The organism is Pantoea sp. JZ29, from assembly GCF_035190385.1.
Lineage (GTDB): Bacteria > Pseudomonadota > Gammaproteobacteria > Enterobacterales > Enterobacteriaceae > Pantoea > Pantoea stewartii.
Genome location: NZ_CP045241.1, coordinates 1501065 through 1523706 on the forward strand (window position 1 = coordinate 1501065; position 22642 = coordinate 1523706).

Consider the following 22642-nt stretch of genomic DNA (forward strand, 5'->3'; position numbering starts at 1 on the left):
CGCCTTTTTTATGTCATCACCGTTTTTTAGCCAGGTAAATTATGGCCAGTGATAATACGACCGCGCAGCGCGAATATCTGCTGGAAATGACCAACGTCAGTAAATCATTTCCCGGCGTTAAAGCTCTCGACAACGTAAATTTAAAAGTGCGGCCTCACTCCGTTCATGCACTGATGGGTGAAAACGGCGCTGGTAAATCAACGTTGTTAAAATGTTTATTTGGTATCTACAAAAAAGATACCGGAAGTATTCTTTTTCAAGGGCAGGAAATAGATTTTAAAAGTTCCAAAGAGGCGCTGGAAAATGGCGTGTCAATGGTGCACCAGGAATTAAACCTGGTATTACAGCGTACCGTGATGGACAACATGTGGCTTGGGCGTTATCCACGCAAAGGCTTCTTTGTCGATCAGGAAAAAATGTACCGTGATACCAAAGCGATTTTTGACGAGCTGGATATTAACATCGATCCCCGTGACAAAGTCGCGCATCTCTCCGTCTCGCAAATGCAGATGATTGAGATTGCCAAAGCGTTTTCTTATGACGCCAAAATCGTGATCATGGATGAACCAACATCCTCGTTGACGGAAAAAGAAGTGAATCATCTGTTCACGATTATCCGTAAGCTGAAAGATCGCGGCTGCGGCATTGTTTATATTTCACACAAAATGGAAGAGATCTTCCAGTTGTGTGATGAAATTACGGTTCTGCGTGACGGTCAGTGGATTGCAACCCAGCCGCTCGAAGGGCTGGACATGGATAAGATCATCGCCATGATGGTGGGGCGTTCATTAAGCCAGCGCTTCCCGGATCGCGTAAATGTGCCGGGCGAGACCATTCTTGAGGTGCGCAATTTAACCTCTCTGCGTCAGCCTTCTATTCGTGATATTTCGTTTGATTTGCGTAAAGGGGAGATACTCGGTATTGCCGGGTTGGTCGGTGCAAAACGTACGGATATCGTCGAAACGCTGTTTGGCATTCGCGAAAAATCGGGCGGCACAATTAAACTGCACGGTAAAACGATTAATAATCACACGGCGAACGAAGCCATCAATCATGGCTTTGCTCTTGTGACGGAAGAACGTCGCTCTACCGGTATTTATGCGTTTCTGGATATTGGTTTTAATTCTCTCATCTCCAATATCAAAAAATATAAGAACAACATTGGTCTGCTGGATAATAAGCGTATGAAGAGTGATACCCAATGGGTTATCGACTCCATGCGGGTAAAAACGCCAGGCCACCACACCCAAATTGGTTCGCTTTCAGGTGGTAACCAACAGAAGGTGATTATTGGACGCTGGTTGCTGACGCAGCCCGAAATATTGATGCTCGATGAACCCACTCGCGGTATTGATGTGGGGGCCAAATTCGAGATTTACCAGCTGATGGCTGAGCTGGCAAAAAAAGAAAAGGGCATCATTATTATCTCTTCCGAAATGCCAGAGCTGTTAGGCATCACCGATCGTATTCTGGTCATGAGTAACGGTCTGGTCGCTGGCATTGTTGATACAAAAACGACTACGCAGAACGAAATATTGCGTTTAGCGTCATTACACCTTTAATGAAGTAAGGGCTGTTAACATGAAAGCGACTACAAAAAAGAATGCGCTAACCTGGCTGAAAGAGGGTGGCATTTATGTCGTGCTACTGGTACTGCTGGCGATTATTATTTTCCAGGATCCGACGTTCTTAAGTTTAATGAATCTGAGTAACATTCTGACCCAATCCTCGGTGCGTATTATCATCGCGCTGGGCGTTGCGGGACTGATTGTGACTCAGGGGACAGACCTGTCAGCCGGTCGTCAGGTTGGCCTCGCCGCTATCGTGGCCGCTTCGCTGCTGCAGGCTATGGATAACCCAAACAAAGTGTTTCCCCATCTGGAAACCGTACCGATTCCTGTGGTGATCCTGATTGTTTGTGCGATTGGTGCCGTTATTGGCCTGGTGAACGGCGTAATTATTGCTTACCTGAAAGTGACGCCGTTTATCACTACGTTGGGTACCATGATTATCGTTTACGGTATCAACTCGCTGTATTACGATTTCGTAGGCGCATCACCGATTGCAGGCTTCTATGACGGCTTCTCAACCTTTACGCAAGGCTTCCTGCGTTTCGGGGATTTTAAGCTGTCCTACATCACCTTCTATGCGGTGATTGCGATCGTGTTCGTCTGGATTCTGTGGAACAAAACGCGTTTCGGTAAAAACATTTTTGCCATCGGCGGTAACCCGGAAGCGGCAAAAGTCTCCGGCGTAAACGTTAACCTGAACCTGATTCTGATTTATGCTCTTTCAGGCGTGTTCTATGCTTTCGGCGGCATGCTGGAAGCGGGCCGTATCGGCTCGGCAACGAACAACCTTGGCTTTATGTACGAGCTGGATGCTATCGCGGCCTGCGTCGTCGGTGGTGTGTCTTTTGCCGGTGGTGTGGGGACGGTGGCCGGTGTCGTGACCGGTGTGTTGATCTTCACCGTCATCAACTATGGCTTGACCTATATCGGCATTAACCCGTACTGGCAGTACATCATCAAGGGCGGCATCATTATTTTTGCTGTGGCGCTCGACTCGTTGAAGTACGCACGTAAAAAATAACGGCAGAAGTCATCATGTAAGCTAAGCGGCCTGCGGGCCGCTTTTTTTATGGCACGGAAGCTGCCAGCGTGCGCCCGGAAGCAGGAAAGAACGCGGATTCACGGCGAGCCAGCAGGATGCCCGCTATGAGAATGCGTGTTCGAATTGACTTTAATCAGGAACAGAAAGCTGTCCTGTGGACGCAAAATCCTGAGTCAGCAGGTCAGCAGGTCAGCAGGTCAGCAGGTCAGCAGGTCAGCAGGTCAGCAGGTCAGCAGGTCAGTAAGGTAAAAAAGCAGCAAATCCGCCGCGCTGGACTGACCGTCATCCTTGGTAACGATGCGTGATAAGCCCTGACGCCATCGCAAAGTCGCGCGCTAAGCCTTGTTTCGCCATAGCAAGGATGCTACGCGTCGGCGATGCACTCCTGTCAGAAAGGCTGAGCCTGCCGCGCCGGCGTAATCGTCCGTTCTCACAGGCCATCTTCACGCCAGGGTCAGCGGGCTGTCAGCCAGACAAAGGCGGCTTACTGATGGCGTTTTTGTTCCAGTTCCAGCAGTTGCTCAGGGGTGACTGCAGGATAGCTTTGCGCATCCTCCGGCACATCATGTACGGCGGGAATGGGCACCAGAGGCCCGAGGAAGCGCGGTTCACGCTTGAGGAGGTACAAATCTACCAGCGCGCCAAGACGTGCACCGACCTCACGCATGCGCACTGTCAGCATATTTTTCGGCGAGGGCACAGCGTAGCACTGAGCCTGAATGCCAAGGTGCAGGGCGATAAACAGCGCCCGCTCACAGTGGAAGCGTTGGGTGATGATAATAAAATCGTTGGTATCGAATACCTTGCGCGTGCGGACAATGGAATCCAGCGTCCGAAAGCCCGCGTAATCCAGTACGATATCCGCCGGATCAACGCCACCTTTGATTAAATCGCGCCGCATGGTCATGGGTTCGTTATAGCTCTGCTGCGCATTGTCTCCGCTCAGCAGTAAATAGTTAATCTTGCCGCTGTTATAGGCGTTAAGCGCGCCCTGCATCCGGTAGAGGTAGTACTGATTAATCACCCCGGTGCGGTAATATTTTGCCGTACCCAGCACAACACCGACCTGACGATGGGGCAGTGAGGCCAGATTGTCGTAAATATAGGGGGCGGTTTTCCAGCTTATCCAGCGATCCAGGCCAAGCGCCGTCGCCACCATCGTTAAGATGATGAAAAGCAGAGCAATGAAAACGCGTTTCAACATGCGCCTGAGCACTCGAGATGAGAGGTTTTGGTGGGACAAGGCTACTTGAGCAACCCTCGCGAAGCAAGTTTACCCCGTCTGGCTGGTGCTATTTTAAGCAGCGCTGGATCAGAGGATGATCCAGCGCAGACCTTTTTAGATCGAGGTACGGCGGTAATGACGGTATTGCGGCAGCCAGAAGTTATTCGAAATAGACTGTGACAGCACGTCTTCCGAGGTCACCACGGCAACGCCCGCCAGTTGCGCGGCTTTGCCCACTTCCATTGCGATCACTTTCGACACGCCCTGAATATCTTTGATTTCAGGCAGTACCGGCCCTTCACCATCGTTGACCAGCGGCGAGCAGTCTGCCAGTGCGCGGCTGGCGGTCATCAGCATGGTATCGGTTACGCGTGATGCACCCGAGGCAATCACCCCTAAACCAATGCCCGGGAAGATATAGGAGTTGTTACACTGCGCGATCGGATAGGTTTTACCGTTCCATGAAACCGGTGAGAACGGGCTCCCGGTCGCGACCAGTGCAGCACCATCGGTCCAGGCGATAATATCCGCTGGCGTGGCTTCAACGCGCGAGGTGGGGTTAGAGAGCGGCATCACAATAGGACGTTTGCAGTGCTTGTGCATCTCGCGGATGATCTCTTCGGTGAACAGTCCCGGCTGGCCTGAAACCCCAATCAGAATATCGGGTTTGGCGTTGCGCACTACGTCCAGCAGCGAAATCGCATCACTGGCCGTATCCCAGTCTTTGAGGTTGTCGCTTTTCTGCACCAGCTTGCTCTGGAAATCGAGCAGGTTAGGCAACTTATCAGTGAGCAGGCCAAAGCGGTCGACCATCATTACGCGGCTACGCGCCTCTTCATCGCTCAGACCTTCCGACTTCATCTGCGCAATGATTTGCTCTGCGATACCGCAGCCGGCTGAACCTGCCCCCAGGAACACCACTTTTTGTTCGCACAAACGGCTTCCGGCAGCACGACTGGCGGCAATCAGAGTGCCCACGGTGACAGCAGCGGTGCCCTGAATATCATCGTTGAAGCAGCACACTTCATCGCGATAGCGCTCCAGCAGCGGCATTGCGTTTTTCTGCGCAAAGTCTTCAAACTGCAGCAGCACTTTCGGCCAGCGGCGTTTCACGGCCTGGATAAATTCATTAACGAATTCATCGTACTCCTCACCGGTGATACGTGGGTGACGCCAGCCCATATAAAGCGGATCGTTCAGCAGTTGCTGGTTATTGGTACCGACATCCAGCACCACCGGTAAGGTGTAAGCCGGACTGATGCCGCCGCACGCGGTATACAGCGACAGTTTACCAATCGGAATACCCATGCCGCCGATGCCCTGGTCACCCAGGCCCAGAATACGCTCACCGTCGGTCACCACGATGACTTTAACGTTCTGTTTGGTGGCGTTTTGCAGCATGTCTTCGATGTGTTCACGGTTGGGATATGAGATGAACACACCACGGGCGCGGCGATAAATTTCAGAGAAGTGTTCGCAGGCTGCGCCGACGGTTGGCGTATAAATAATTGGCATCATCTCTTCAAGATGATTGTCCAGCAGACGGTAGAACAGGGTTTCGTTGGTGTCCTGAATATTGCGCAGGTAGACGTGCTTGTCGTTATTATTTTTGAAGTCCTGAAACTGACGCCATGCGCGTTTCGCCTGCTCTTCAATGGTTTCGACCGCTTCGGGCAGTAAGCCGTTGAGATTGAATTCGTTACGCTCTTCGATGCTGAAGGCGCTGCCCTTATTCAGCAGGGGAAATTCCAGCAGAATAGGGCCAGCGTAGGGAATATAGAGCGGGCGTTTACTTTCGTATTCGAGTTCCATGCAGTAATGCTCCGGTTGCGAGTGTTCCTGGCGCAATAAGAGGGTAGAGGACGCCAGTTTATTTTGATAAAGAAGGCCTGGCGTCAGATCCTATGAAATTTCTCGCGGATGTACAGCTTTTGTAAATAAAAGATTTAGAAACTGTTTAAAACCGTGCCCCGCATTACGCTTTACGCCAGCTCGATAACGCTGAGGTTGTCGCAACCCAGCGCGCGCAGTGTTGCCTGCGTCGCTGAATACTGATCTAACGCAGGCTGTCGGGGCTGGGCCAGCGCCGCTGCCTGAATCGCCTCGCAGGATTCGCCGGCCATGTTCAGCAAAATCAGTGCGGCCTGAAGCGGAGGCAGGCTGGGATTGAAGGCCGCATTTTCCGCATAGCGACCGCTAAAAATACGGCCTGAGGCGGTTTGCACTGCAACGCCACTGAACGCGCGGCTGTAAGGGGCATGACTCTGGTTGGCCGCGTCAATGGCCGCCTGCGACAGCGCATCGCCCGTGACAACAAAGCCATGATCCACCTTATCCATCAGCCGTTCGGTGATGTGCAGGTCGCCAGGACCGAAAGCGTCAGGCAGATAGTGCGCTAACGTCTGCACCGGGCGCTGGGGCAGGCTGATACGAATCGCCGTGCCGCTGTTAAGCTCATTCATGAACTGGCGGCAATGCCCGCACGGCGTGTAGTTGACGGTGATGGTCTCCAGGCGCGCTTCGCCGCGCAGCCAGGCGTGCGTAACGGCGCTTTGTTCTGCATGCACGGTTTGCTGCATGGTGGCACCGGCAAACTCCATATTGGCACCGAAATACCAGTTACCGCTTATCCCGCGTGCAATGGCACCGACGTTGAAACGGGACAGCGAGGCGACCGCGCAGGCCGCCGCGACCGGAAGCAGCGCCAGGGCGAGGGCGTCCGCATCCAGTTGGGTTTGCTGTTGCAGGAGGGTGACCTGATCGGCCCGCAGCATCGCGTCAAATCCCGGCTCACTCAGCACCGGACGAAGCGCGGTTTGCAGGGGAGCCGGCAGTAATTCAAAGGCAGAGTGGAAACGTGGATGCATGGAAGCCTCATTCAATCTTCAGGCAATGTGCCAGACATCGGTTTATATGTGATCTCTGTCGCTCTGACAATGCAACGTGTCTTAGAGTTTTCAACTTTGCGAGATCTCTCCCAAAGTTTTAGCCAAACCAGTGCAGTAGCAGCGGAAAAACAAAGGGTGCCAGTAACGACGTTACGATGCCGCAGATCACCAGTGCCAGCGAACTAAATGCCCCTTCCTGGAAGTCCAGTTCCGCCGCCCGGGCGGTTCCCAGCGCGTGGGACGCATTACCAATCGCCAGACCGCGTGCCGCTTTACTTTTCACGCCCAACAGATTCAGCACCATATGGCCAAATACCGCACCGAGCACACCGGCTATCAGTACACAAATCGCACTGATAGCGGGAATGCCGTGCAGAGAGCCGGATACCGCCATCGCGATCGGTGTGGTGACGGATTTAGGTAAAATCGTGGCGGCGATTTCCGGCGTTGCCCCCATCCACAGGGCGATCGCTGTGCCGGAGGTCATTGCCGTCAGGCTGCCGATCAGGCATACGCCGATAATGGATTTCCAGCGGGCGCGAATTTGATGCATCTGCTCATACAGCGGCAGCGCCAGTGCGACCACGGCGGGCTGTAGCAGGGCATTAAGCACCTGGCTTCCGGCAAAGTAACGTGTATAGGGCAGTTGCAGTAACAGCAGGATGGGAATGATGATCGCCATTGAAACCAGCAAGGGGTTCAGCAGGGCAATCTTCAGCGCGGCAGCCAGTCTGCGCGCCAGGAAAAATGCGCCCAGCGTCAGGGGCAATGACCACCAGATATCACTCATCCTTCACCTCTTTCGTCGGGGCGCGCGAATGCAGCTTGTGGGCGCTTAACCCCACGATGCTCAGGACAGCGAAGGTACTGACAAGACACGAGACCACGATAGGGCCAAACTGCGCGGTCAGCAGATCGGTGTAATTCATGACGCCCACGCTGATGGGAACGAACAGCAGCGCCATATAGCGAATAATAAGATGACAACCGGGCTTAACCCAGTGGACCGGCACGATCTGAGACGCGAGCAGGGTAAACAAAATCAGCATGCCAATAATGCTGCCGGGCAGCGTAATGGGCAGCAACCTTGCTACGCCGTTTCCGGCATATAAACAGAGATAGAGAAGGGTAAAAGCGCGCAGATAACGCCAACTTATCGCTAGCACGGTGTGCATGACAGGCTCCTGTTTCCAACGAGCGTGATCCTACGCACTGACGGTCTGGCGTGCCAGCTGTCAGCGTAAGGCAGAACGGCCCTTCCTGCCATCAGATGCAGGAAGGGCGAACGCCTTATTTAACGGGCATACCCGGCACTGCGCCACTGTCGACAGACAACACGAACAGGTCTTTGCCGCCCGGCCCCGCAGACAGCACCATGCCTTCCGAGACGCCAAAGCGCATTTTACGTGGTGCCAGGTTCGCCACGATAATGGTCATTTTGCCGACGAGTACGGCCGGGTCAGGATAGGCTGCACGGATACCAGAGAAAATCTGGCGCTTCTCGCCGCCCAGATCCAACTCCAGACGCAGCAGTTTGTCTGAGCCGTCCACCAGTTCCGCTTTCTCAATCAGTGCCACGCGCATATCAACTTTGGCAAAGTCATCAATCGTGATGGTATCGCCAATCGGCGCATCCGCCAGTGGGCCGCTGACCGTCGGTTTACTGGCTTCAGCCGCGTCGGCTTTCGACGCTTCAATCAGGCCCTCGACTTTCGCCATCTCAATGCGACCATACAGGGCTTTAAACGGCGCAACCTGATGGTCGAGCAGCGGCTCCTGAATGGCGTCCCAGCTGAGTTCGCTGTTCAGGAAAGCTTCGGCTCGCTCGCTCAGCGACGGCAGCACAGGCTTCAGCCAGGTCATCAGCACACGGAACAGGTTAATGCCCATGGAGCAAATAGCCTGCAGATCGGCATCACGGCCTTCCTGCTTCGCCACCACCCACGGTGCCTGCTCGTCAACATAACGGTTGGCCAGATCGGCCAGCGCCATAATTTCACGAATCGCCCGGCCAAATTCACGGCTTGCCCAGGCCTCGCCAATTTTTTCGGATGCGTCCAGGAAGGTTTGATAAAGCGCCGGGTCGGCCAGTTCTGCGGACAGCTTGCCGTCAAAGCGTTTGGTGATAAAACCGGCATTACGTGATGCCAGGTTGACCACTTTGTTCACAATGTCGGCGTTGACGCGCTGAACAAAATCTTCCAGATTCAGGTCGATGTCATCAATACGCGAAGAAAGCTTGGCCGCATAGTAATAGCGCAGGCTGTCGGCATCCAGATGCTGTAACCAGGTACTGGCTTTGATAAAGGTTCCGCGCGATTTCGACATTTTTGCGCCATTTACGGTCACATAGCCATGCACAAACAGGTTGTTGGGTTTGCGGAAGCCGCTGCCTTCCAGCATGGCAGGCCAGAACAGGCTGTGGAAGTAGACGATGTCTTTACCAATGAAGTGGTACAACTCTGTGGTGGAATCCTGCTGCCAGAATTCGTCAAAACTGATGTCGCCGCGTTTGTCACACAAGTTCTTAAACGCGCCCATATAGCCGATTGGCGCATCCAGCCAGACGTAGAAGTATTTGCCCGGCGCGCCAGGAATTTCGAAGCCAAAGTACGGCGCATCACGGGAGATATCCCACTGTTGCAGACCGGATTCGAACCACTCCTGCATTTTATTGGCGACCTGCTCCTGCAGGGCGCCAGAACGCGTCCAGGCGCGCAGCATTTCGCTGAACGACGGCAGGTCAAAGAAGAAGTGCTCGGAATCACGCAGCACAGGGGTTGCACCGGACACCACAGATTTCGGATCGATCAGTTCGGTCGGGCTGTAGGTCGCGCTGCACACCTCGCAATTGTCGCCGTACTGGTCAGGCGCTTTACATTTCGGGCAGGTGCCTTTCACGAAACGGTCAGGCAGGAACATGCCTTTTTCCGGATCGTACAGCTGAGAAATCGTGCGGTTCTTAATGAAACCGTTCTCTTTCAGGCGACCATAGATGAGCCCGGCCAGCTCACGGTTCTCGTCGCCGTGCGTTGAGTGATAGTTATCATAGCTGATGTTAAAACCGGCAAAATCTGTTTCGTGCTCGTGTTTCATTTCAGCAATCATCTGTTCCGGCGCAATGCCCAACTGCTGAGCCTTCAGCATGATCGGCGTGCCGTGGGCGTCATCGGCGCAGATGAAGTAAACCTGATTGCCACGCATTCGCTGATAACGCACCCAAATGTCCGCCTGGATATGCTCGAGCATGTGGCCGAGATGAATTGAGCCGTTAGCGTAAGGCAGGGCGCAGGTTACCAGAATTTTTTTTGCGACTTGAGTCATAGTTTGCGTAGCTTTCAGTTAAGTAAAAAAACGGGCTTAGATGGTAACCGATGGGCACAGCCGCGTAAACATAAGGGATTTCCCGCCGCGCGGCCCGTGAAACGATCGGCATCTGATAGTATTGTTACTACATCGTTGAAAAACAGCATAAGCACAGCAGAAAAGGAGTGGGGATGACAGCGCAATCCCGGGAACCACATACACCAGAAGCCTTACGCGCCGTTGTGGCCGGCGTTCTGAACAGCTTTGAGCATCCGACGCTGCAACGTAACCTTATTACCCTGAAGGCGCTGCATCATGTGGCGCTGCTGGATGGGACGTTGCATATTGAACTGCGGATGCCTTTTGCCTGGCACAGCGCGTTTGAGACCTTAAAAGCAGACACCAGCGCTGAGCTACTGCGTCTGAGCGGCGCGCAGGCCATCGACTGGCGGTTAAGTCACGAGATTGCTACGTTGAAACGCGTGAAAAATCACCCAGGTGTTAACGGCGTGAAGAACATTATCGCGGTCAGCTCCGGTAAAGGCGGCGTGGGCAAATCGAGTACCGCAGTTAATATGGCGCTGGCGTTGCTGGCTGAAGGCGCACGTGTGGGCATTCTGGATGCCGATATTTATGGCCCGTCCGTGCCTAACATGCTGGGCTGTGAAAAAGAGCGCCCGACCTCGCCTGACGGCACCCATATGGCGCCGATCATGTCCCATGGTCTGGCAACCAATTCCATCGGCTATCTGGTGACCGACGATAACGCGATGGTGTGGCGCGGCCCTATGGCCAGCAAAGCGCTGATGCAGTTACTTACCGAAACCCAGTGGCCCGACCTGGATTATCTGGTGCTGGATATGCCGCCAGGAACCGGAGATATCCAGTTAACGCTCGCGCAGAGTGTGCCCGTCACCGGTGCGCTGGTGGTCACTACGCCACAGGACATCGCGCTCATCGATGCACGCAAAGGCATGGTCATGTTCGAAAAGGTTAATGTCCCGGTGCTGGGCGTGGTGGAGAACATGAGTATCCACGTCTGCAGCCAGTGCGGTCACCATGAGCCAATTTTTGGTACCGGCGGGGCGCAACGGCTGGTGGATGACTATGGCACGCGGCTGCTGGCACAGCTTCCCCTGCATATTCATCTGCGTGAAGATCTGGATGATGGCGAGCCAACGGTGATTCGTCGGCCGGACAGTGAATTTGCGATGCTGTACCGTCAGCTCGCCGGACGTGTGGCCGCCCAGCTTTACTGGCAGGGCGAGGTGATTCCCGGCGATATCGCCTTCCGCGCGCTTTAACCCTTCTGCGCGTCGCTCTCATAGTGCGACGCCTGGGGATAATGCATTAACAGATAGCCGCCTTGCTCGCTTTCACCCTGGGAAATCACTTTCCAGCCATGTTGCAGGTAAAACGTCTGGGCGGCCTTGTTCATTTGCAGACACTTCAGCGCGCCGGTTGATGTAAAGCGTGACTGGACGGCCTCAAGCAGTGCACTGCCCACACCGCGCCCCTGATAATCAGGGTCCACATACAGGCTGTGTAAGAAATTATCGTTTTCCATCAGACCCGCGAATCCTGCCCGATGCCCGTCCAGCTCAGCCACTAAAACGGTTTCGCCGAGTATCACCTGATCGAAGTCTTCCAGTTGCCAGTCATCGTTGGCGATCCAGTCCCAGTTATGCCGACGGGCCGCCAGAAACAACGTCCGCAGGAAAGGACGGTCGGCCTCTGTAAATAATCGAATATGCACATCAAGCTCCGTTAAACATCTTTTAACAACCCTGGCAGGGATTCTCAAAAAAGTAAAAGCAGAACAAATGTCATCACTTTCCTTGTACACTGCCCGACGGTGCCTTATGGGAAAACAGCAAACGGCCTTCAGTTAACGCACAGGGGTTATTGCCTGGAAGCACGCAATATATCTTTTTGCGGGTAAATGAAGGTAAGAAAAGCGGTTTTTTCCCTTAACGATCAACGCGATCGGCGTTTGATAGCTTTCGTTTATTTTATTGATAACGAGGGCTTATTAGATGTTGGCCCGGAAAATTTGTAAGCTGCATCACATATTTTAAAGGAGGCCATCACATGTCCATTATCAACACCAAAATTAAGCCGTTCAAAAACAGTGCATTTAAAGACGGCCAGTTTATCGAAGTAACCGAGAAAGACGTTGAAGGTAAATGGAGTGTTTTCTTCTTTTATCCGGCTGACTTCACCTTTGTTTGCCCAACCGAACTGGGCGACGTCGCGGATCACTATGAAGAGTTCCAGAAACTGGGCGTGGACATCTACTCTGTGTCTACTGATACCCACTTTACCCACAAAGCCTGGCACGGCTCTTCTGACACCATCGCAAAAATCAAATATGCGATGATCGGTGACCCAACTGGCGCGCTGACCCGCAACTTCGACATCATGCGCGAAGACGAAGGTCTGGCTGACCGTGGTACATTCATCGTTGACCCACAGGGTGTTATCCAGGCTGTAGAAATCACCGCTGAAGGTATTGGCCGTGATGCGTCTGACCTGCTGCGCAAAGTGAAAGCGGCGCAGTACGTGGCTTCTCACCCTGGTGAAGTGTGCCCGGCCAAATGGAAAGAAGGTGATGCGACTCTGGCGCCTTCGCTGGACCTGGTTGGCAAAATCTAATTTCCGCATCGCAACGTCGATCATTTTCTCATCGGGTGCTTCGGCACCCGATTTTTTGACCAGGAACTCACTATGCTTGATACCAATTTAAAAACGCAGCTCAAAGCTTATCTTGAGAAACTCACCAAGCCTGTGGAGTTGATTGCAACGCTGGATGATGGCGCAAAATCAACCGAGATTCGCAATCTGTTGGTCGATATCGCGAGCCTGTCTGACAAGGTCAGCTTTCGTGAAGAGAACGATCGTCAGGTGCGTAAACCCTCATTTTTAATCACTAACCCTGGTGCGGATCACGGCCCACGTTTTGCGGGTTCGCCGCTGGGTCATGAATTTACCTCACTGGTGCTGGCGCTGTTACAGACCGGTGGGCACCCGTCCAAAGAAGCACAAAATCTGCTTGATCAGATTGCGGCGCTGGATGGGGATTTCCATTTCGAAACCTATTATTCGCTGTCCTGCCACAACTGTCCGGATGTGGTACAGGCTCTGAATCTGATGGCGGTCCTGAACCCGCGCATCAGCCACACCGCGATTGACGGTGGCCTGTTCCAGAACGAAATTCAGGAACGGAATGTCATGGGCGTGCCGGCGGTTTTCCTGAACGGCAAAGAGTTTGGTCAGGGCCGCATGAGCCTGGCGGAGATCGTCAGTAAAGTCGACACCAATGCTGACAAGCGCGCAGCAGAAGCGCTGAATAAACGCGAAGCCTATGATGTGCTGATTATTGGCAGCGGTCCCGCTGGCGCAGCGGCCGCCATCTATTCTGCCCGTAAAGGCATCCGCACCGCCCTGATGGGTGAGCGTTTCGGCGGACAGGTACTGGATACCGTTGATATCGAAAACTATATTTCCGTGCAGAAAACGGAAGGGGCCAAACTGGCTGGCGCACTGCGTGCCCACGTTGACGATTACAGTGTTGATGTGATTGACAGTCAGAGCGCGATTAAACTGATTCCGTCTGCGGCGAAAGGCGGCCTGCACGCCATTGAAACGGCGTCAGGTGCCGTACTGAAATCCCGTAGCATCATCCTGGCGACCGGCGCGCGCTGGCGCAACATGGGCGTACCGGGGGAAGAGCAGTACCGTACTAAAGGTGTGACCTATTGCCCGCACTGTGACGGTCCGCTGTTCAAAGGTAAACGCACTGCCGTCATCGGTGGCGGTAACTCCGGCGTGGAAGCGGCTATCGATCTGGCTGGTATTGTTGAACACGTCACATTGCTGGAATTCGCCAGCGAAATGCGTGCAGACAAAGTGCTGCAGGACAAACTGCGCAGTCTGAAAAACGTGGATGTGATCCTGAATGCACAAACCACCGAAGTGAAAGGCGACGGCAGCAAAGTTACCGGCCTGCAATATCTGGATCGCACCAACCAGACAACCCATGAACTGGCGCTGTCAGGCATTTTTGTTCAGATTGGCCTGCTCCCTAACACCACCTGGCTGGAAGGGGCGGTTGAGCGCAACAAGATGGGTGAAATCATCATCGATGCAAAATGCGAAACCAGCCTGAAAGGCGTTTTCGCAGCAGGCGACTGCACCACGGTGCCTTACAAGCAAATCATCATTGCCAGCGGTGAAGGGGCAAAAGCCTCGCTGAGCGCTTTTGATTACCTGATTCGCACCCAACCTGCACACTAAGTTTTTCGGTGCAAAAGCCAGCCCTGTAACCTGTGTTACAGGGCTTTTTAGTATCCGGCCAGCGTCATTAACATCATCCACAGCGGCGTGGTTATCGCGGCAAAAAGGGTGGAAAGCAGCATACTGGCGGCCGTGGGGCCGGTAATCACGTTAAATTTCTGCGACATCAGGTAAACATTCACACCGACCGCCATCGACCCCAGCAGCACTACCACTTTACTTTCCAGCGCAGGCAGACCCGTCAGCCAGGCGATCGCCCAGACACACAGCGGCTGCAGAATCAGTTTCAACGCACAAATCGTGTAACTCTCTTTCAAGCCTTCCCGCACCCGGTAGTGCGCCAGGCTCATGCCGAGAGTGACCAACGATAAGGGTGCGGCGATGGACGCCAGCATGCGCAGCGGTTCAGCGGCGATGGCGGGAAGCGGCCGCTGCAACAGGCTCCAGGCGGTGCCTGATAAGATGCCAATAATTAACGGATTCCTGAGCACGCTAATCAAGGTGCGCTTAAAGCCCTGAAGGGAAAAACTGCCCTGTTTCGACCATTCCACCGAGACGGTGAGTAATGTCCAGAGGATCAGACTGTTAAACACCAGCACCAGCGCAACCGATGGCAAGGCACCGGGGCCCAGCAGGACGGTAGCGACCGGAATACCCAGCATAACGTTATTTGAAAAGACCCCGCCCAGGGCAAAGACCGAACCGGCCACGCCATCCAGATGAAACAGACGCGAGGCAAGGATTCGGCCCACGATAAACACCAGCAGACAACTGCCAAAGAATGCCAGAAGCAGGCGCACATCGACTGCGGGACTGTTGTAAAAGTCACTCATGATGCGAAACAGCATGCAGGGCAGGGCAACGTTAAAGACAAACCGGTTCATGCCTTCGCTGATGCTCAGCGGCCATTTGCCCCATTTCGTCAGGCAATAACCCAGGAAAATAAGAATAAACAGCGGGGCTGACAGGTAAATCTGGTGTCCTAATGTATCCAGCAGGAAGGGCATAAGCGTAAGCAGTCCAGTGACTCAGTAAGGGCAAGACTACCAAATTGCGTCGGCCGCGTAACCTGGCAAAACGTGTACCCGACCCGCGAATTTACCCCAGCCAGCGGCGCGCCTGGTCATCACTGATATCGCGATAATACACCCGATGGATAACCGCATCGCAACGCTGACAACGGGCAGAAAGATAAGTGGAATAATAGTGTCGGCCAGAAGGAGAAAGGGCACCCTGACGGGTAATGGTGATGTCAGTCCATCGGTGACGATGAGGGATAAGCGCTAAAAATCGCATCATGCTTCCTGTCAAGTATGAAGTGTTCTGGTAATTTTTAACTACGTGATATGAAGATTTATTGTTGCGATGTTGTAGGCAGGTGTTTGTTATTGCTGGGCATTCTGATAATGGTGAAGGATATAATTTACTCGCGTAAATACCTTTACTGCTCTGACGTGCAAATTTTAAGCCCGCAGCATTAAGCCTTTTTTCGTGCGGTGGGGAGTTGATCGGGATCATGTAAAAGTCTCGCCCGCCAGGTTGAAAAAAGAATAAGCACCTTGCTTAAATTTAGGGGCTTACTTATTCTTCTCTGCGTAACACGACTCGGGGTGCCCTTCTTTGTGAAGGCTGAGAAAAACCCGTATTACCTGATCTGGATAATGCCAGCGTAGGGAAGTCTGATGCCTGACCGCATTCGCCTTCTTGTCCGCCGGTTGGGAGTTCTGATGACACATCAACCGCACCATCTTTCTGATGCGCAATGCGCGCCCATCCTGCAACAGTTTCGCCATCAGTCACCGCTCGTGCACTGCATGACCAATGATGTGGTGCAAATGCTCACGGCTAATGTCCTGCTTGCTCTGAACGCGTCACCTGCCATGGTCATCGATCGCGAGGAAGCGCCGCAGTTCAGCGGTATCGCGGATGCACTGTTAATCAATGTCGGCACATTAACGCACGAACGCCAGCAGGCCATGGCCGCGGCAATCGAGGCGGCTAATCTGGCAGGCACGCCCTGGACGCTGGACCCGGTAGCGGTGGGCGCACTGACGTTGCGTACCCGGTTTTGCCAGCAGGTGCTGATGCAGTCGCCTGCCGTGATTCGCGGCAATGCTTCCGAGATTCTGGCGCTGGCCCAGCAGGCTGACGGCGGACGTGGCGTGGACAGCCAGCACGCCGCCGAAAGCGCCCTGCTGGCCGCCCAACAACTGGCGCGGGAGTATCAGACCTGTGTGGTGGTCACTGGCGAGGTGGATTATGCCACCGACGGGATGCGTACCCTGTCGATCGTCGGCGGATCGCCCTTAATGACGCGGGTGGTCGGTACCGGCTGTGCACTGTCTGCGGTCGTCGCCGCCTTTGCCAGCCTGCCGGGTGACAGACTGGTCAATATCGCCAGCGCCTGTCGGGTGATGGCACTGGCCGGAGAGAAAGCCGCACAGGCATCAACCGGGCCGGGCAGCTTTGCACCGGCGTTTCTGGACGCGCTCTGGACACTGGAGGCCGCCCTGTGAAACGCATCAATGCTTTAACGATTGCCGGTACCGATCCCAGCGGCGGTGCCGGGATTCAGGCCGACCTGAAAACCTTCTCCGCACTGGGCGCTTACGGCACCAGCGTGATTACGGCCCTGGTGGCGCAAAATACCTGTGGCGTACAGTCGGTGTACCGTATTGATCCTGATTTTGTCAGCGCACAGCTGGATTCCGTTCTTGATGACGTGCGCATCGACAGTGCAAAAATTGGCATGCTGTCCGACGCGGCGATCGTGGAGCGGGTGGCGGTTGGCTTGCAGCGCCGGGCAATCCCGTTCGTGGTGCTGGACACGGTGATGGTGGCCAAGAGCGGCGATGCCTTACTGAGTCCTGATGCCATTGCCTGTGTCCGCGAGCGCCTGTTGCCACAGGTGTCACTGATCACACCTAATCTGCCCGAAGCCGCCGCGCTGCTCGAATGCGGTATGGCCAGCAATGAGAACGAGATGCTGACGCAGGGCGATGCCCTTCTGGCGCTGGGTTGTCAGGCCGTACTGATGAAGGGCGGACATCTGGATCATGGCGAAAGTCCTGACTGGCTGATCACGCCAGCGGGGCGGCAACGGTTCAGCACGCCTCGGGTGAAGACGCGCCATACGCACGGTACCGGTTGTACGCTGTCTGCTGCGCTGGCGGCCCTGCGTCCACGGCACAGTGACTGGGCGGAGACGGTTAATGAAGCCAAAACCTGGCTACAACAGGCCCTGCTGGCAGCCGATTCGCTGGAGGTGGGCCACGGGACTGGACCTGTGCATCATTTTCATCAGTGGTGGTAACGGCTTCGCTCAGCGATTGTACGGCGCGCTACTCAGCCTCGAACCAGTCACGGTTTTGCCTGATCACGGGCGCGAGCGAAAACATCATTGCCTGCAGATGGTGACGCAGGGCGGTTTCTGCCTGGTCCGCATCGCGCGCTTTCAGGGCGGCAAAAACGGCTTCATGTTGTTCGATCAGCGTTTCAGCGGGCGCGACCTGATTCAGGGTGAGATAGCGCACCCGGTCCATCGTCGCCTTGATGTTTTCAATGGTTTCCCATGCCAGCATACAGTCGATACTCTCCGCAATCAGACGATGGAATTCATCGTCCAGGCTGAGAAACATCTGGCTGTCGCCCCGGGCGGCAGTGATGCGCTGGAGCTGCAGATTATGCTCCAGCGCCATCAGTCCGCGCTGGCTTGTTTCCCGCGCTGCGCGGCGTATCACGGCCAGTTCTACCGCTTCCCGGATAAAGCGTCCATCTTCGACCTGCTTCGCTGAAATCTTACGCACAAAGGTGCCGCGCTGTGGAAGGATTTGTACCAGACCGGCTTCTGCCAGCTTAATGAACGCCTCACGTACCGGCTGGCGAGAGAGATGAAAACGGGCGGAAACCTCTTTTTCCGACAGCAAAGCGCCCGGCTGAATGACGCAGGTGACGATATCTTTGCGTAGATAACGGTAAATCTGCTGATTGACCGGTTCACTTGTCGTGATGGTGTAGGAAAGCGTCATGTTCTGTCCCTGTTAACATTAACCCGATTTCGCCAGCGCGTTAAAACGCCTTAGCCCTGTGCGATGGCCTGTTGCACGGCCGCCCGTGCCCCCACTTTCGTTAACTGTATATAGCAGGCGGAGAGCGCGTCAACGAAGGCTGTATTATCCGCCAGATCCTCGCCGAAAACGGTTTTCAGGCCCAGTAAGGCCCGCACCCGCTCCTGACCTTCCGCGCTTTCTGCCACACAGGTGGCCAGCTGGGCTTTAAGTGGGTCGCGGATCGCTATAGGTTCGCCTTTTTCATCGACCGCAGCGACATAGCGCATCCAGGCGGCAATGCCCAGCAACAGCAGCGGGCAGGGTGTGCCGTTAGCGAGATGCCAGCGCACGCTGTCGAGAAAGCGTTGTGGCAGTTTCTGGGTGCCATCGGTCGCAATCTGGTAGGTGCGGTGTCTGATAGCGCGGTTGGCAAAGCGAGCGATTAAGGCGTCGGCGTAAGCCGGTAAATCCACGCCCTGCGTGGTTAACGTCGGCGCCTGTTCGTTAACCATCAGCGCACGTGCGGCCGCCCGGAACGCGTCGTCAGCCATACAATCGCTGATATGTTCATAACCCGCAAGGTAACCAAGGTACGCCAGAAAGGAGTGGCTGCCATTGAGCATGCGCAACTTCATTTGCTCAAACGGCAGCACATCCTCCACCAGTTCGGCACCTGCCTTGTCCCAGTCAGGTCGGCCGCTGACAAAATGGTCTTCAATCACCCACTGAAAGAAGGGTTCAGCCTCAACGGCCACTGGATCGGACGAACCAATACGGGCACGTAACGCGTCAAAGGCGGCCTCATTCATCGCCGGAACAATGCGATCTACCATGGTGGAGGGAAAGGTGATGTTGTGCTGAATATAGTCCGCCAGCGACGGATCATGCTGCCGGGCGAGCTGCGTCACCACATTCCGTGTGACGTGGCCATTTTCAGGCATGTTATCGCAGGACATCACGCTGAAAGGCGCTAAACTCAGATCGCGTCGACGGCGGATGGCGGCGACAATCAATCCGGGCAGCGAGCGGGGCTGTGCGGGGTGCGCCAGGTCATGCACGATATCCGCATGTTGCAGATCGAGATTGCCGCTGGCGGGCAGGTGACAATAGCCTTTTTCCGTCACGGTCATCGACACAATCGCCACGTCCGGCTGGCACAGGGCCGTAATCACGGCATCAATGCCGTCCGTTTTGCCGTGCAGTGCCGCGGTAACCACCCCAATGACCCGGGTTTTCACGGCGTCGTCACTTTTTTCGGTCAACGTATAGAGAAAGTCCTGCTGGCGGAGTGCCTGAATCAGCTCGCCGCTGTTAAGGTTAACCTCGCAGATTCCCCAGTCGCTACCCTGTTCGGCCAGTTTATCCGTGCACAAGGCCTGATGGGCGCGATGAAAGGCACCAAAGCCGATATGCACTATACGGGTTTTAAGCTGGCGACGGTCATAGGCGGGCAGATGAACATCCGCAGGAAGGTGATCGATGTGTAGCATAAAGCATCCTTGTGGCAGACGGACGGCAGGCCATGCTGGCATTAAGGATGAAAAATTACGCGTCCCGCTACTACCATACAAGTTGAAGTAGCGGAATTGTGAATGTAATCACGAACTGTTTACATTAAGGCCGGGAGCCAGGGCTCCCGTGAGAATTAACTCAGCAGGGCACACTGCGGCGGCAGGCGGCAGCTTAACGCGCCCGGCATGATATCAATGGTAAATGACTGGCCTGTCAGCGGTTCGCCATCCAGGTTAAAGGTCATTTCATGCGGTGAGCGAATCGTCAGGGACGATAAGCGCGTGGAAATAATGCCGGGATTCTCTTCATCGCCGGTCAGGGAATGCAGCAGGGTAGGCAGCAACTCCTGCGCGGTAACAATGCTAACGTCCAGCAGGCCATCGTTAATCAACGCCGACGGGCATAAACGCTGACCGCCTCCGGCCTGACGACCGTTGCCGATGCCGATGACCAGCGCATCGCCCTGCCAGTTAAAACCGGGCCCGGTAATTTCACAACTGTCCGGTTTTAGCGTGTCCATGCGCATCAACCCATGAATAAAATAGGACACGCCGCCCAGCGCGGATTTGAGTTTTTCCGGCGTCTCGGTCGTAATGCGCGTGCCAAATCCTCCGGTCGCCATATTAATAAAATAGTGATGCTGGTTAACGCGGGCGAGGTCGATATCACAGGCTTTACCCTGGATAGCCAGGCGCAAGGCGTGCTCAATCTCTTCAGGAATGCCGACGCTGGTGGCAAAATCGTTCGCTGTGCCCAGCGGCAGAATCCCCAGAACCGGGCGCTCATCCGCGTTGACCGACGCCAGTGCGGTAGCGATTTCGTTGACGGTGCCGTCACCGCCGCCCGCCACCACGGTTTCCGCCTGCAGTTCAAGGGCTTCTTCCACGTAACGCTCACCGTCTCCTTTTTCATACGTCACGCGCACGGCTATGTTAAAGCCCTCGGCGCGCAGCTTCGTGATCGCTTCACGGAGATCGTCATTGCCTGCGCCTTTACCATTCAGGATTAGCAGCGTAAGCGATTGTTTGTCCATTATCTGTTCCTTGGAGATCGAAAGCGTAGTTAGTGGTTATAGCATAGCCGGAAGAGAAAAATGATTGGCGAAAGGGAGAAAAAAGAAAACCCGCACGGGGGAGCCGGGCGGGTGAATGAGGTGGATCCAGTTACTGCTGCTGATAATTGTTACTCATTGGTAGCAGGCAGCACTATAGTTCAGTAAAACCGAGCCGTCTGTGATCCTGTTCTTGCTTTTGTCAAATTTTGTCAGGCCGTGACGTGAGCGGCATGCGGATCCTGAGTGTTCTGGCCTGGCGCAAAGTTACGCAGCAGCAAGGCAAACCGCAAATCTACCTCCGGCGGCACTTTCATCCAGACGCGATGCCCGTCTCCCGGGGCCACCTCTGTCGGTTCTCCACGGCTGTTTTGCAGGGCATCAAGGGTGCAGATCAGGTTACCGGACGGCGTCATGATCTCCAGGCTGTCATGCAGAACAAATTTATTCTTTACCCGTACTTCCGCCCAGCCCTCGCGCTGTTCACCGCTAAACTCCCCGACGAACTGCTGGCGCTCTGAGACAGAGTAGCCGGTCTGGTAATTCTGGTAGCTGTCGTGGGTGTGACGACGCAAAAAACCTTCGGTATAGCCGCGATGCGCCAGGCCTTCCAGGGTTTCCAGCAGGGCAGAATCAAACGGTTTACCTGCCGCCGCATCGTCAATGGCTTTGCGATAAACCTGTGCGGTGCGGGCGCAGTAATAATAGGATTTGGTGCGACCTTCGATTTTCAGCGAGTGAACGCCCATCTGGCTCAGGCGCTCGACGTGCGCCACGGCACGCAGATCTTTCGAGTTCATGATGTAGGTGCCGTGTTCATCTTCAAAGGCGCTCATCATTTCGCCGGGTTTCATTTTCTCCTCCAGCAAAAACACCTTGTCGCTGGGTTGCCCGATGCCCAATGTAGGCGTCACGTCCTGTACGCTGACCGGCTGATGAATTTCAACAATGTTGCCGACGTCATCTTGTCTGGCTTCCTGCAACTGATATTCCCAGCGGCAGGCGTTGGTGCAGGTTCCCTGGTTAGGATCGCGTTTATTCATGTAGCCCGACAGCAGACAGCGCCCGGAGTACGCCATACACAGTGCGCCGTGCACAAACACTTCCAGCTCCATGTCCGGCACCTGCTCGCGAATATCGGCGATCTCCTCCAGCGACAGCTCGCGGGATAAAATCACCCGGCTTAAGCCCATTTGCTGCCAGAATTTCACCGTTGCCCAGTTCACGGCGTTAGCCTGCACAGATAAGTGGATGGGCATGGCCGGAAACGCCTCGCGCACCAGCATGATCAGCCCAGGATCGGACATGATTAACGCGTCGGGCTGCATCTCAATTACCGGCGTTAAATCGCGAATAAAGGTTTTCAGCTTGGCGTTATGCGGGGCGATGTTCACCACCACATAAAATTTTTTACCCAGCGCGTGGGCTTCGTTAATGCCTTTCGCCAGGTTTTCATGGCTGAATTCGTTATTGCGTACCCGCAGGCTGTAGCGCGGCTGGCCGGCATAGACGGCATCGGCCCCATAGGCAAACGCGTAACGCATGTTTTTCAGCGTTCCGGCGGGGGAAAGTAATTCGGGTTTCATGATGTGCTCACTGATGTCAGGTCAGCATGTCGCCTGGGCGACATGTGCAGGGGGAAACCCTGCAAAAGGTGCGGAATTGTAGGCAGGGTGAAAACGGAAGTAAATTGATCTGGGTC

21 protein-coding genes and 1 riboswitch are annotated in these 22642 nt (G+C 54.7%); of the genes, 8 read left to right on the forward strand and 13 right to left on the reverse strand.

All coding sequences use genetic code 11. From position 1 onward, the window contains the following. Positions 1-41: 41 nt before the first annotated feature. The 3 genes from mglA to GC090_RS07090 all read left to right on the forward strand — a co-directional run bounded on the left by mglA (position 42) and on the right by GC090_RS07090 (position 2918). Positions 42-1562 carry a galactose/methyl galactoside ABC transporter ATP-binding protein MglA gene (gene mglA, locus GC090_RS07080; RefSeq protein WP_006119927.1) on the forward strand — a complete coding sequence of 507 codons (1521 nt, stop codon included), beginning with the start codon at positions 42-44 and terminating at the stop codon, positions 1560-1562. 19 nt (positions 1563-1581) lie between these two features. Continuing rightward, positions 1582-2592 carry a galactose/methyl galactoside ABC transporter permease MglC gene (gene mglC, locus GC090_RS07085; protein ID WP_006119926.1) on the forward strand — a complete coding sequence of 337 codons (1011 nt, stop codon included), beginning with the start codon at positions 1582-1584 and terminating at the stop codon, positions 2590-2592. 125 nt (positions 2593-2717) lie between these two features. After that, positions 2718-2918: a hypothetical protein gene (locus GC090_RS07090; RefSeq protein ID WP_324021202.1), complete on the forward strand. Its 201-nt coding sequence runs from the start codon at positions 2718-2720 to the stop codon at positions 2916-2918. A gap of 179 nt (positions 2919-3097) precedes the next feature. On the opposite strand, the gene sanA is transcribed toward GC090_RS07090, so the two are convergent. From sanA to metG, 6 genes are all read right to left on the reverse strand, one after another. Beyond that, positions 3098-3817 (reverse strand): outer membrane permeability protein SanA, encoded by a 720-nt coding sequence (sanA, locus tag GC090_RS07095; RefSeq protein WP_006119925.1) that lies wholly within the window; start codon positions 3815-3817, stop codon positions 3098-3100. Between the two features lie 135 nt (positions 3818-3952). Beyond that, positions 3953-5650 carry an NAD-dependent malic enzyme gene (locus GC090_RS07100; protein ID WP_006119924.1) on the reverse strand — a complete coding sequence of 566 codons (1698 nt, stop codon included), beginning with the start codon at positions 5648-5650 and terminating at the stop codon, positions 3953-3955. 170 nt (positions 5651-5820) lie between these two features. Next, the gene (gene cdd, locus GC090_RS07105) at positions 5821-6705 is read right to left on the reverse strand and encodes a cytidine deaminase (protein ID WP_006119922.1); all 885 of its coding nucleotides are present in this window, start codon (positions 6703-6705) and stop codon (positions 5821-5823) included. Between the two features lie 118 nt (positions 6706-6823). Further along, positions 6824-7516, reverse strand: a complete 693-nt coding sequence (locus GC090_RS07110) for a CidB/LrgB family autolysis modulator (RefSeq protein WP_006119921.1) — start codon at positions 7514-7516, stop codon at positions 6824-6826. Continuing rightward, positions 7509-7901 (reverse strand): CidA/LrgA family protein, encoded by a 393-nt coding sequence (locus GC090_RS07115; protein WP_033740547.1) that lies wholly within the window; start codon positions 7899-7901, stop codon positions 7509-7511. The genes GC090_RS07110 and GC090_RS07115 overlap by 8 nt, the downstream gene beginning before the upstream one ends. Before the next feature lie 115 nt (positions 7902-8016). Continuing rightward, complete coding sequence (gene metG / locus GC090_RS07120) at positions 8017-10050, reverse strand: methionine--tRNA ligase (protein ID WP_324021204.1); 2034 nt, start codon at positions 10048-10050, stop codon at positions 8017-8019. A 173-nt stretch (positions 10051-10223) separates the two neighbouring features. Here metG and apbC point away from each other — a divergent pair, with 173 nt between their 5' ends. Next, on the forward strand, positions 10224-11336 hold the full coding sequence (apbC, locus tag GC090_RS07125; RefSeq protein ID WP_033740543.1) for an iron-sulfur cluster carrier protein ApbC: 1113 nt from the start codon (positions 10224-10226) through the stop codon (positions 11334-11336). Here the strand turns inward: apbC and GC090_RS07130 are convergent. Continuing rightward, complete coding sequence (locus GC090_RS07130) at positions 11333-11788, reverse strand: GNAT family N-acetyltransferase (RefSeq protein ID WP_039338150.1); 456 nt, start codon at positions 11786-11788, stop codon at positions 11333-11335. The two genes, apbC and GC090_RS07130, sit on opposite strands and share 4 nt — an antisense overlap. 335 nt (positions 11789-12123) lie before the next feature. Between GC090_RS07130 and ahpC the strand changes: the two genes are divergently transcribed. Both ahpC and ahpF read left to right on the forward strand, forming a co-directional pair. Then, on the forward strand, positions 12124-12687 hold the full coding sequence (ahpC, locus tag GC090_RS07135) for an alkyl hydroperoxide reductase subunit C (protein ID WP_033740540.1): 564 nt from the start codon (positions 12124-12126) through the stop codon (positions 12685-12687). A gap of 72 nt (positions 12688-12759) precedes the next feature. Continuing rightward, entirely contained in the window at positions 12760-14328 is a 1569-nt protein-coding gene (ahpF, locus tag GC090_RS07140) for an alkyl hydroperoxide reductase subunit F (RefSeq protein WP_039338149.1), read from the forward strand. Positions 14329-14375: 47 nt separating this feature from the next. Here the strand turns inward: ahpF and GC090_RS07145 are convergent, their stop codons facing one another. Further along, positions 14376-15335, reverse strand: coding sequence for an AEC family transporter (locus GC090_RS07145; RefSeq protein ID WP_033740536.1), 960 nt, complete (start codon positions 15333-15335; stop codon positions 14376-14378). 91 nt (positions 15336-15426) lie between these two features. Continuing rightward, positions 15427-15624: a hypothetical protein gene (locus tag GC090_RS07150; protein ID WP_006119907.1), complete on the reverse strand. Its 198-nt coding sequence runs from the start codon at positions 15622-15624 to the stop codon at positions 15427-15429. A 300-nt stretch (positions 15625-15924) separates the two neighbouring features. Continuing rightward, a riboswitch (TPP riboswitch) is annotated at positions 15925-16021 on the forward strand. A gap of 34 nt (positions 16022-16055) precedes the next feature. Between GC090_RS07150 and thiM the strand changes: the two genes are divergently transcribed. Together thiM and thiD are read left to right on the forward strand one after the other, a co-directional pair. Further along, a complete protein-coding gene (gene thiM / locus GC090_RS07155; protein ID WP_185199248.1) occupies positions 16056-16844 on the forward strand; it encodes a hydroxyethylthiazole kinase in 789 nt (262 codons plus the stop codon). Continuing rightward, positions 16841-17641, forward strand: coding sequence for a bifunctional hydroxymethylpyrimidine kinase/phosphomethylpyrimidine kinase (gene thiD / locus GC090_RS07160; protein ID WP_324021207.1), 801 nt, complete (start codon positions 16841-16843; stop codon positions 17639-17641). Before thiM ends, thiD begins: the two co-directional genes overlap by 4 nt. 28 nt (positions 17642-17669) lie before the next feature. Here the strand turns inward: thiD and GC090_RS07165 are convergent, their stop codons facing one another. The 4 genes from GC090_RS07165 to yegQ all read right to left on the reverse strand — a co-directional run bounded on the left by GC090_RS07165 (position 17670) and on the right by yegQ (position 22529). Continuing rightward, a complete protein-coding gene (locus tag GC090_RS07165) occupies positions 17670-18356 on the reverse strand; it encodes a GntR family transcriptional regulator (RefSeq protein ID WP_039338144.1) in 687 nt (228 codons plus the stop codon). 50 nt (positions 18357-18406) lie between these two features. After that, positions 18407-19867 carry a mannitol dehydrogenase family protein gene (locus GC090_RS07170; RefSeq protein WP_324021210.1) on the reverse strand — a complete coding sequence of 487 codons (1461 nt, stop codon included), beginning with the start codon at positions 19865-19867 and terminating at the stop codon, positions 18407-18409. A gap of 155 nt (positions 19868-20022) precedes the next feature. Next, the gene (yegS, locus tag GC090_RS07175) at positions 20023-20922 is read right to left on the reverse strand and encodes a lipid kinase YegS (RefSeq protein ID WP_054633462.1); all 900 of its coding nucleotides are present in this window, start codon (positions 20920-20922) and stop codon (positions 20023-20025) included. 230 nt (positions 20923-21152) lie between these two features. Beyond that, the gene (gene yegQ, locus GC090_RS07180; protein WP_205950549.1) at positions 21153-22529 is read right to left on the reverse strand and encodes a prephenate-dependent tRNA uridine(34) hydroxylase TrhP; all 1377 of its coding nucleotides are present in this window, start codon (positions 22527-22529) and stop codon (positions 21153-21155) included. Positions 22530-22642 lie beyond the last annotated feature (113 nt).

What these genes read in the sequence shown, in the direction of transcription:
- mglA (WP_006119927.1), top strand. Translation starts at nt 42, where the DNA reads ATGGCCAGTGATAATACGACCGCGCAGCGCGAATATCTGCTGGAAATG.
- mglC (WP_006119926.1), top strand. Translation starts at nt 1,582, where the DNA reads ATGAAAGCGACTACAAAAAAGAATGCGCTAACCTGGCTGAAAGAGGGT.
- GC090_RS07090 (WP_324021202.1), top strand. Translation starts at nt 2,718, where the DNA reads ATGAGAATGCGTGTTCGAATTGACTTTAATCAGGAACAGAAAGCTGTC.
- sanA (WP_006119925.1), bottom strand. Translation starts at nt 3,817, where the DNA reads ATGTTGAAACGCGTTTTCATTGCTCTGCTTTTCATCATCTTAACGATG.
- GC090_RS07100 (WP_006119924.1), bottom strand. Translation starts at nt 5,650, where the DNA reads ATGGAACTCGAATACGAAAGTAAACGCCCGCTCTATATTCCCTACGCT.
- cdd (WP_006119922.1), bottom strand. Translation starts at nt 6,705, where the DNA reads ATGCATCCACGTTTCCACTCTGCCTTTGAATTACTGCCGGCTCCCCTG.
- GC090_RS07110 (WP_006119921.1), bottom strand. Translation starts at nt 7,516, where the DNA reads ATGAGTGATATCTGGTGGTCATTGCCCCTGACGCTGGGCGCATTTTTC.
- GC090_RS07115 (WP_033740547.1), bottom strand. Translation starts at nt 7,901, where the DNA reads ATGCACACCGTGCTAGCGATAAGTTGGCGTTATCTGCGCGCTTTTACC.
- metG (WP_324021204.1), bottom strand. Translation starts at nt 10,050, where the DNA reads ATGACTCAAGTCGCAAAAAAAATTCTGGTAACCTGCGCCCTGCCTTAC.
- apbC (WP_033740543.1), top strand. Translation starts at nt 10,224, where the DNA reads ATGACAGCGCAATCCCGGGAACCACATACACCAGAAGCCTTACGCGCC.
- ahpC (WP_033740540.1), top strand. Translation starts at nt 12,124, where the DNA reads ATGTCCATTATCAACACCAAAATTAAGCCGTTCAAAAACAGTGCATTT.
- ahpF (WP_039338149.1), top strand. Translation starts at nt 12,760, where the DNA reads ATGCTTGATACCAATTTAAAAACGCAGCTCAAAGCTTATCTTGAGAAA.
- GC090_RS07145 (WP_033740536.1), bottom strand. Translation starts at nt 15,335, where the DNA reads ATGCCCTTCCTGCTGGATACATTAGGACACCAGATTTACCTGTCAGCC.
- GC090_RS07150 (WP_006119907.1), bottom strand. Translation starts at nt 15,624, where the DNA reads ATGCGATTTTTAGCGCTTATCCCTCATCGTCACCGATGGACTGACATC.
- thiM (WP_185199248.1), top strand. Translation starts at nt 16,056, where the DNA reads ATGACACATCAACCGCACCATCTTTCTGATGCGCAATGCGCGCCCATC.
- GC090_RS07165 (WP_039338144.1), bottom strand. Translation starts at nt 18,356, where the DNA reads ATGACGCTTTCCTACACCATCACGACAAGTGAACCGGTCAATCAGCAG.
- GC090_RS07170 (WP_324021210.1), bottom strand. Translation starts at nt 19,867, where the DNA reads ATGCTACACATCGATCACCTTCCTGCGGATGTTCATCTGCCCGCCTAT.
- yegS (WP_054633462.1), bottom strand. Translation starts at nt 20,922, where the DNA reads ATGGACAAACAATCGCTTACGCTGCTAATCCTGAATGGTAAAGGCGCA.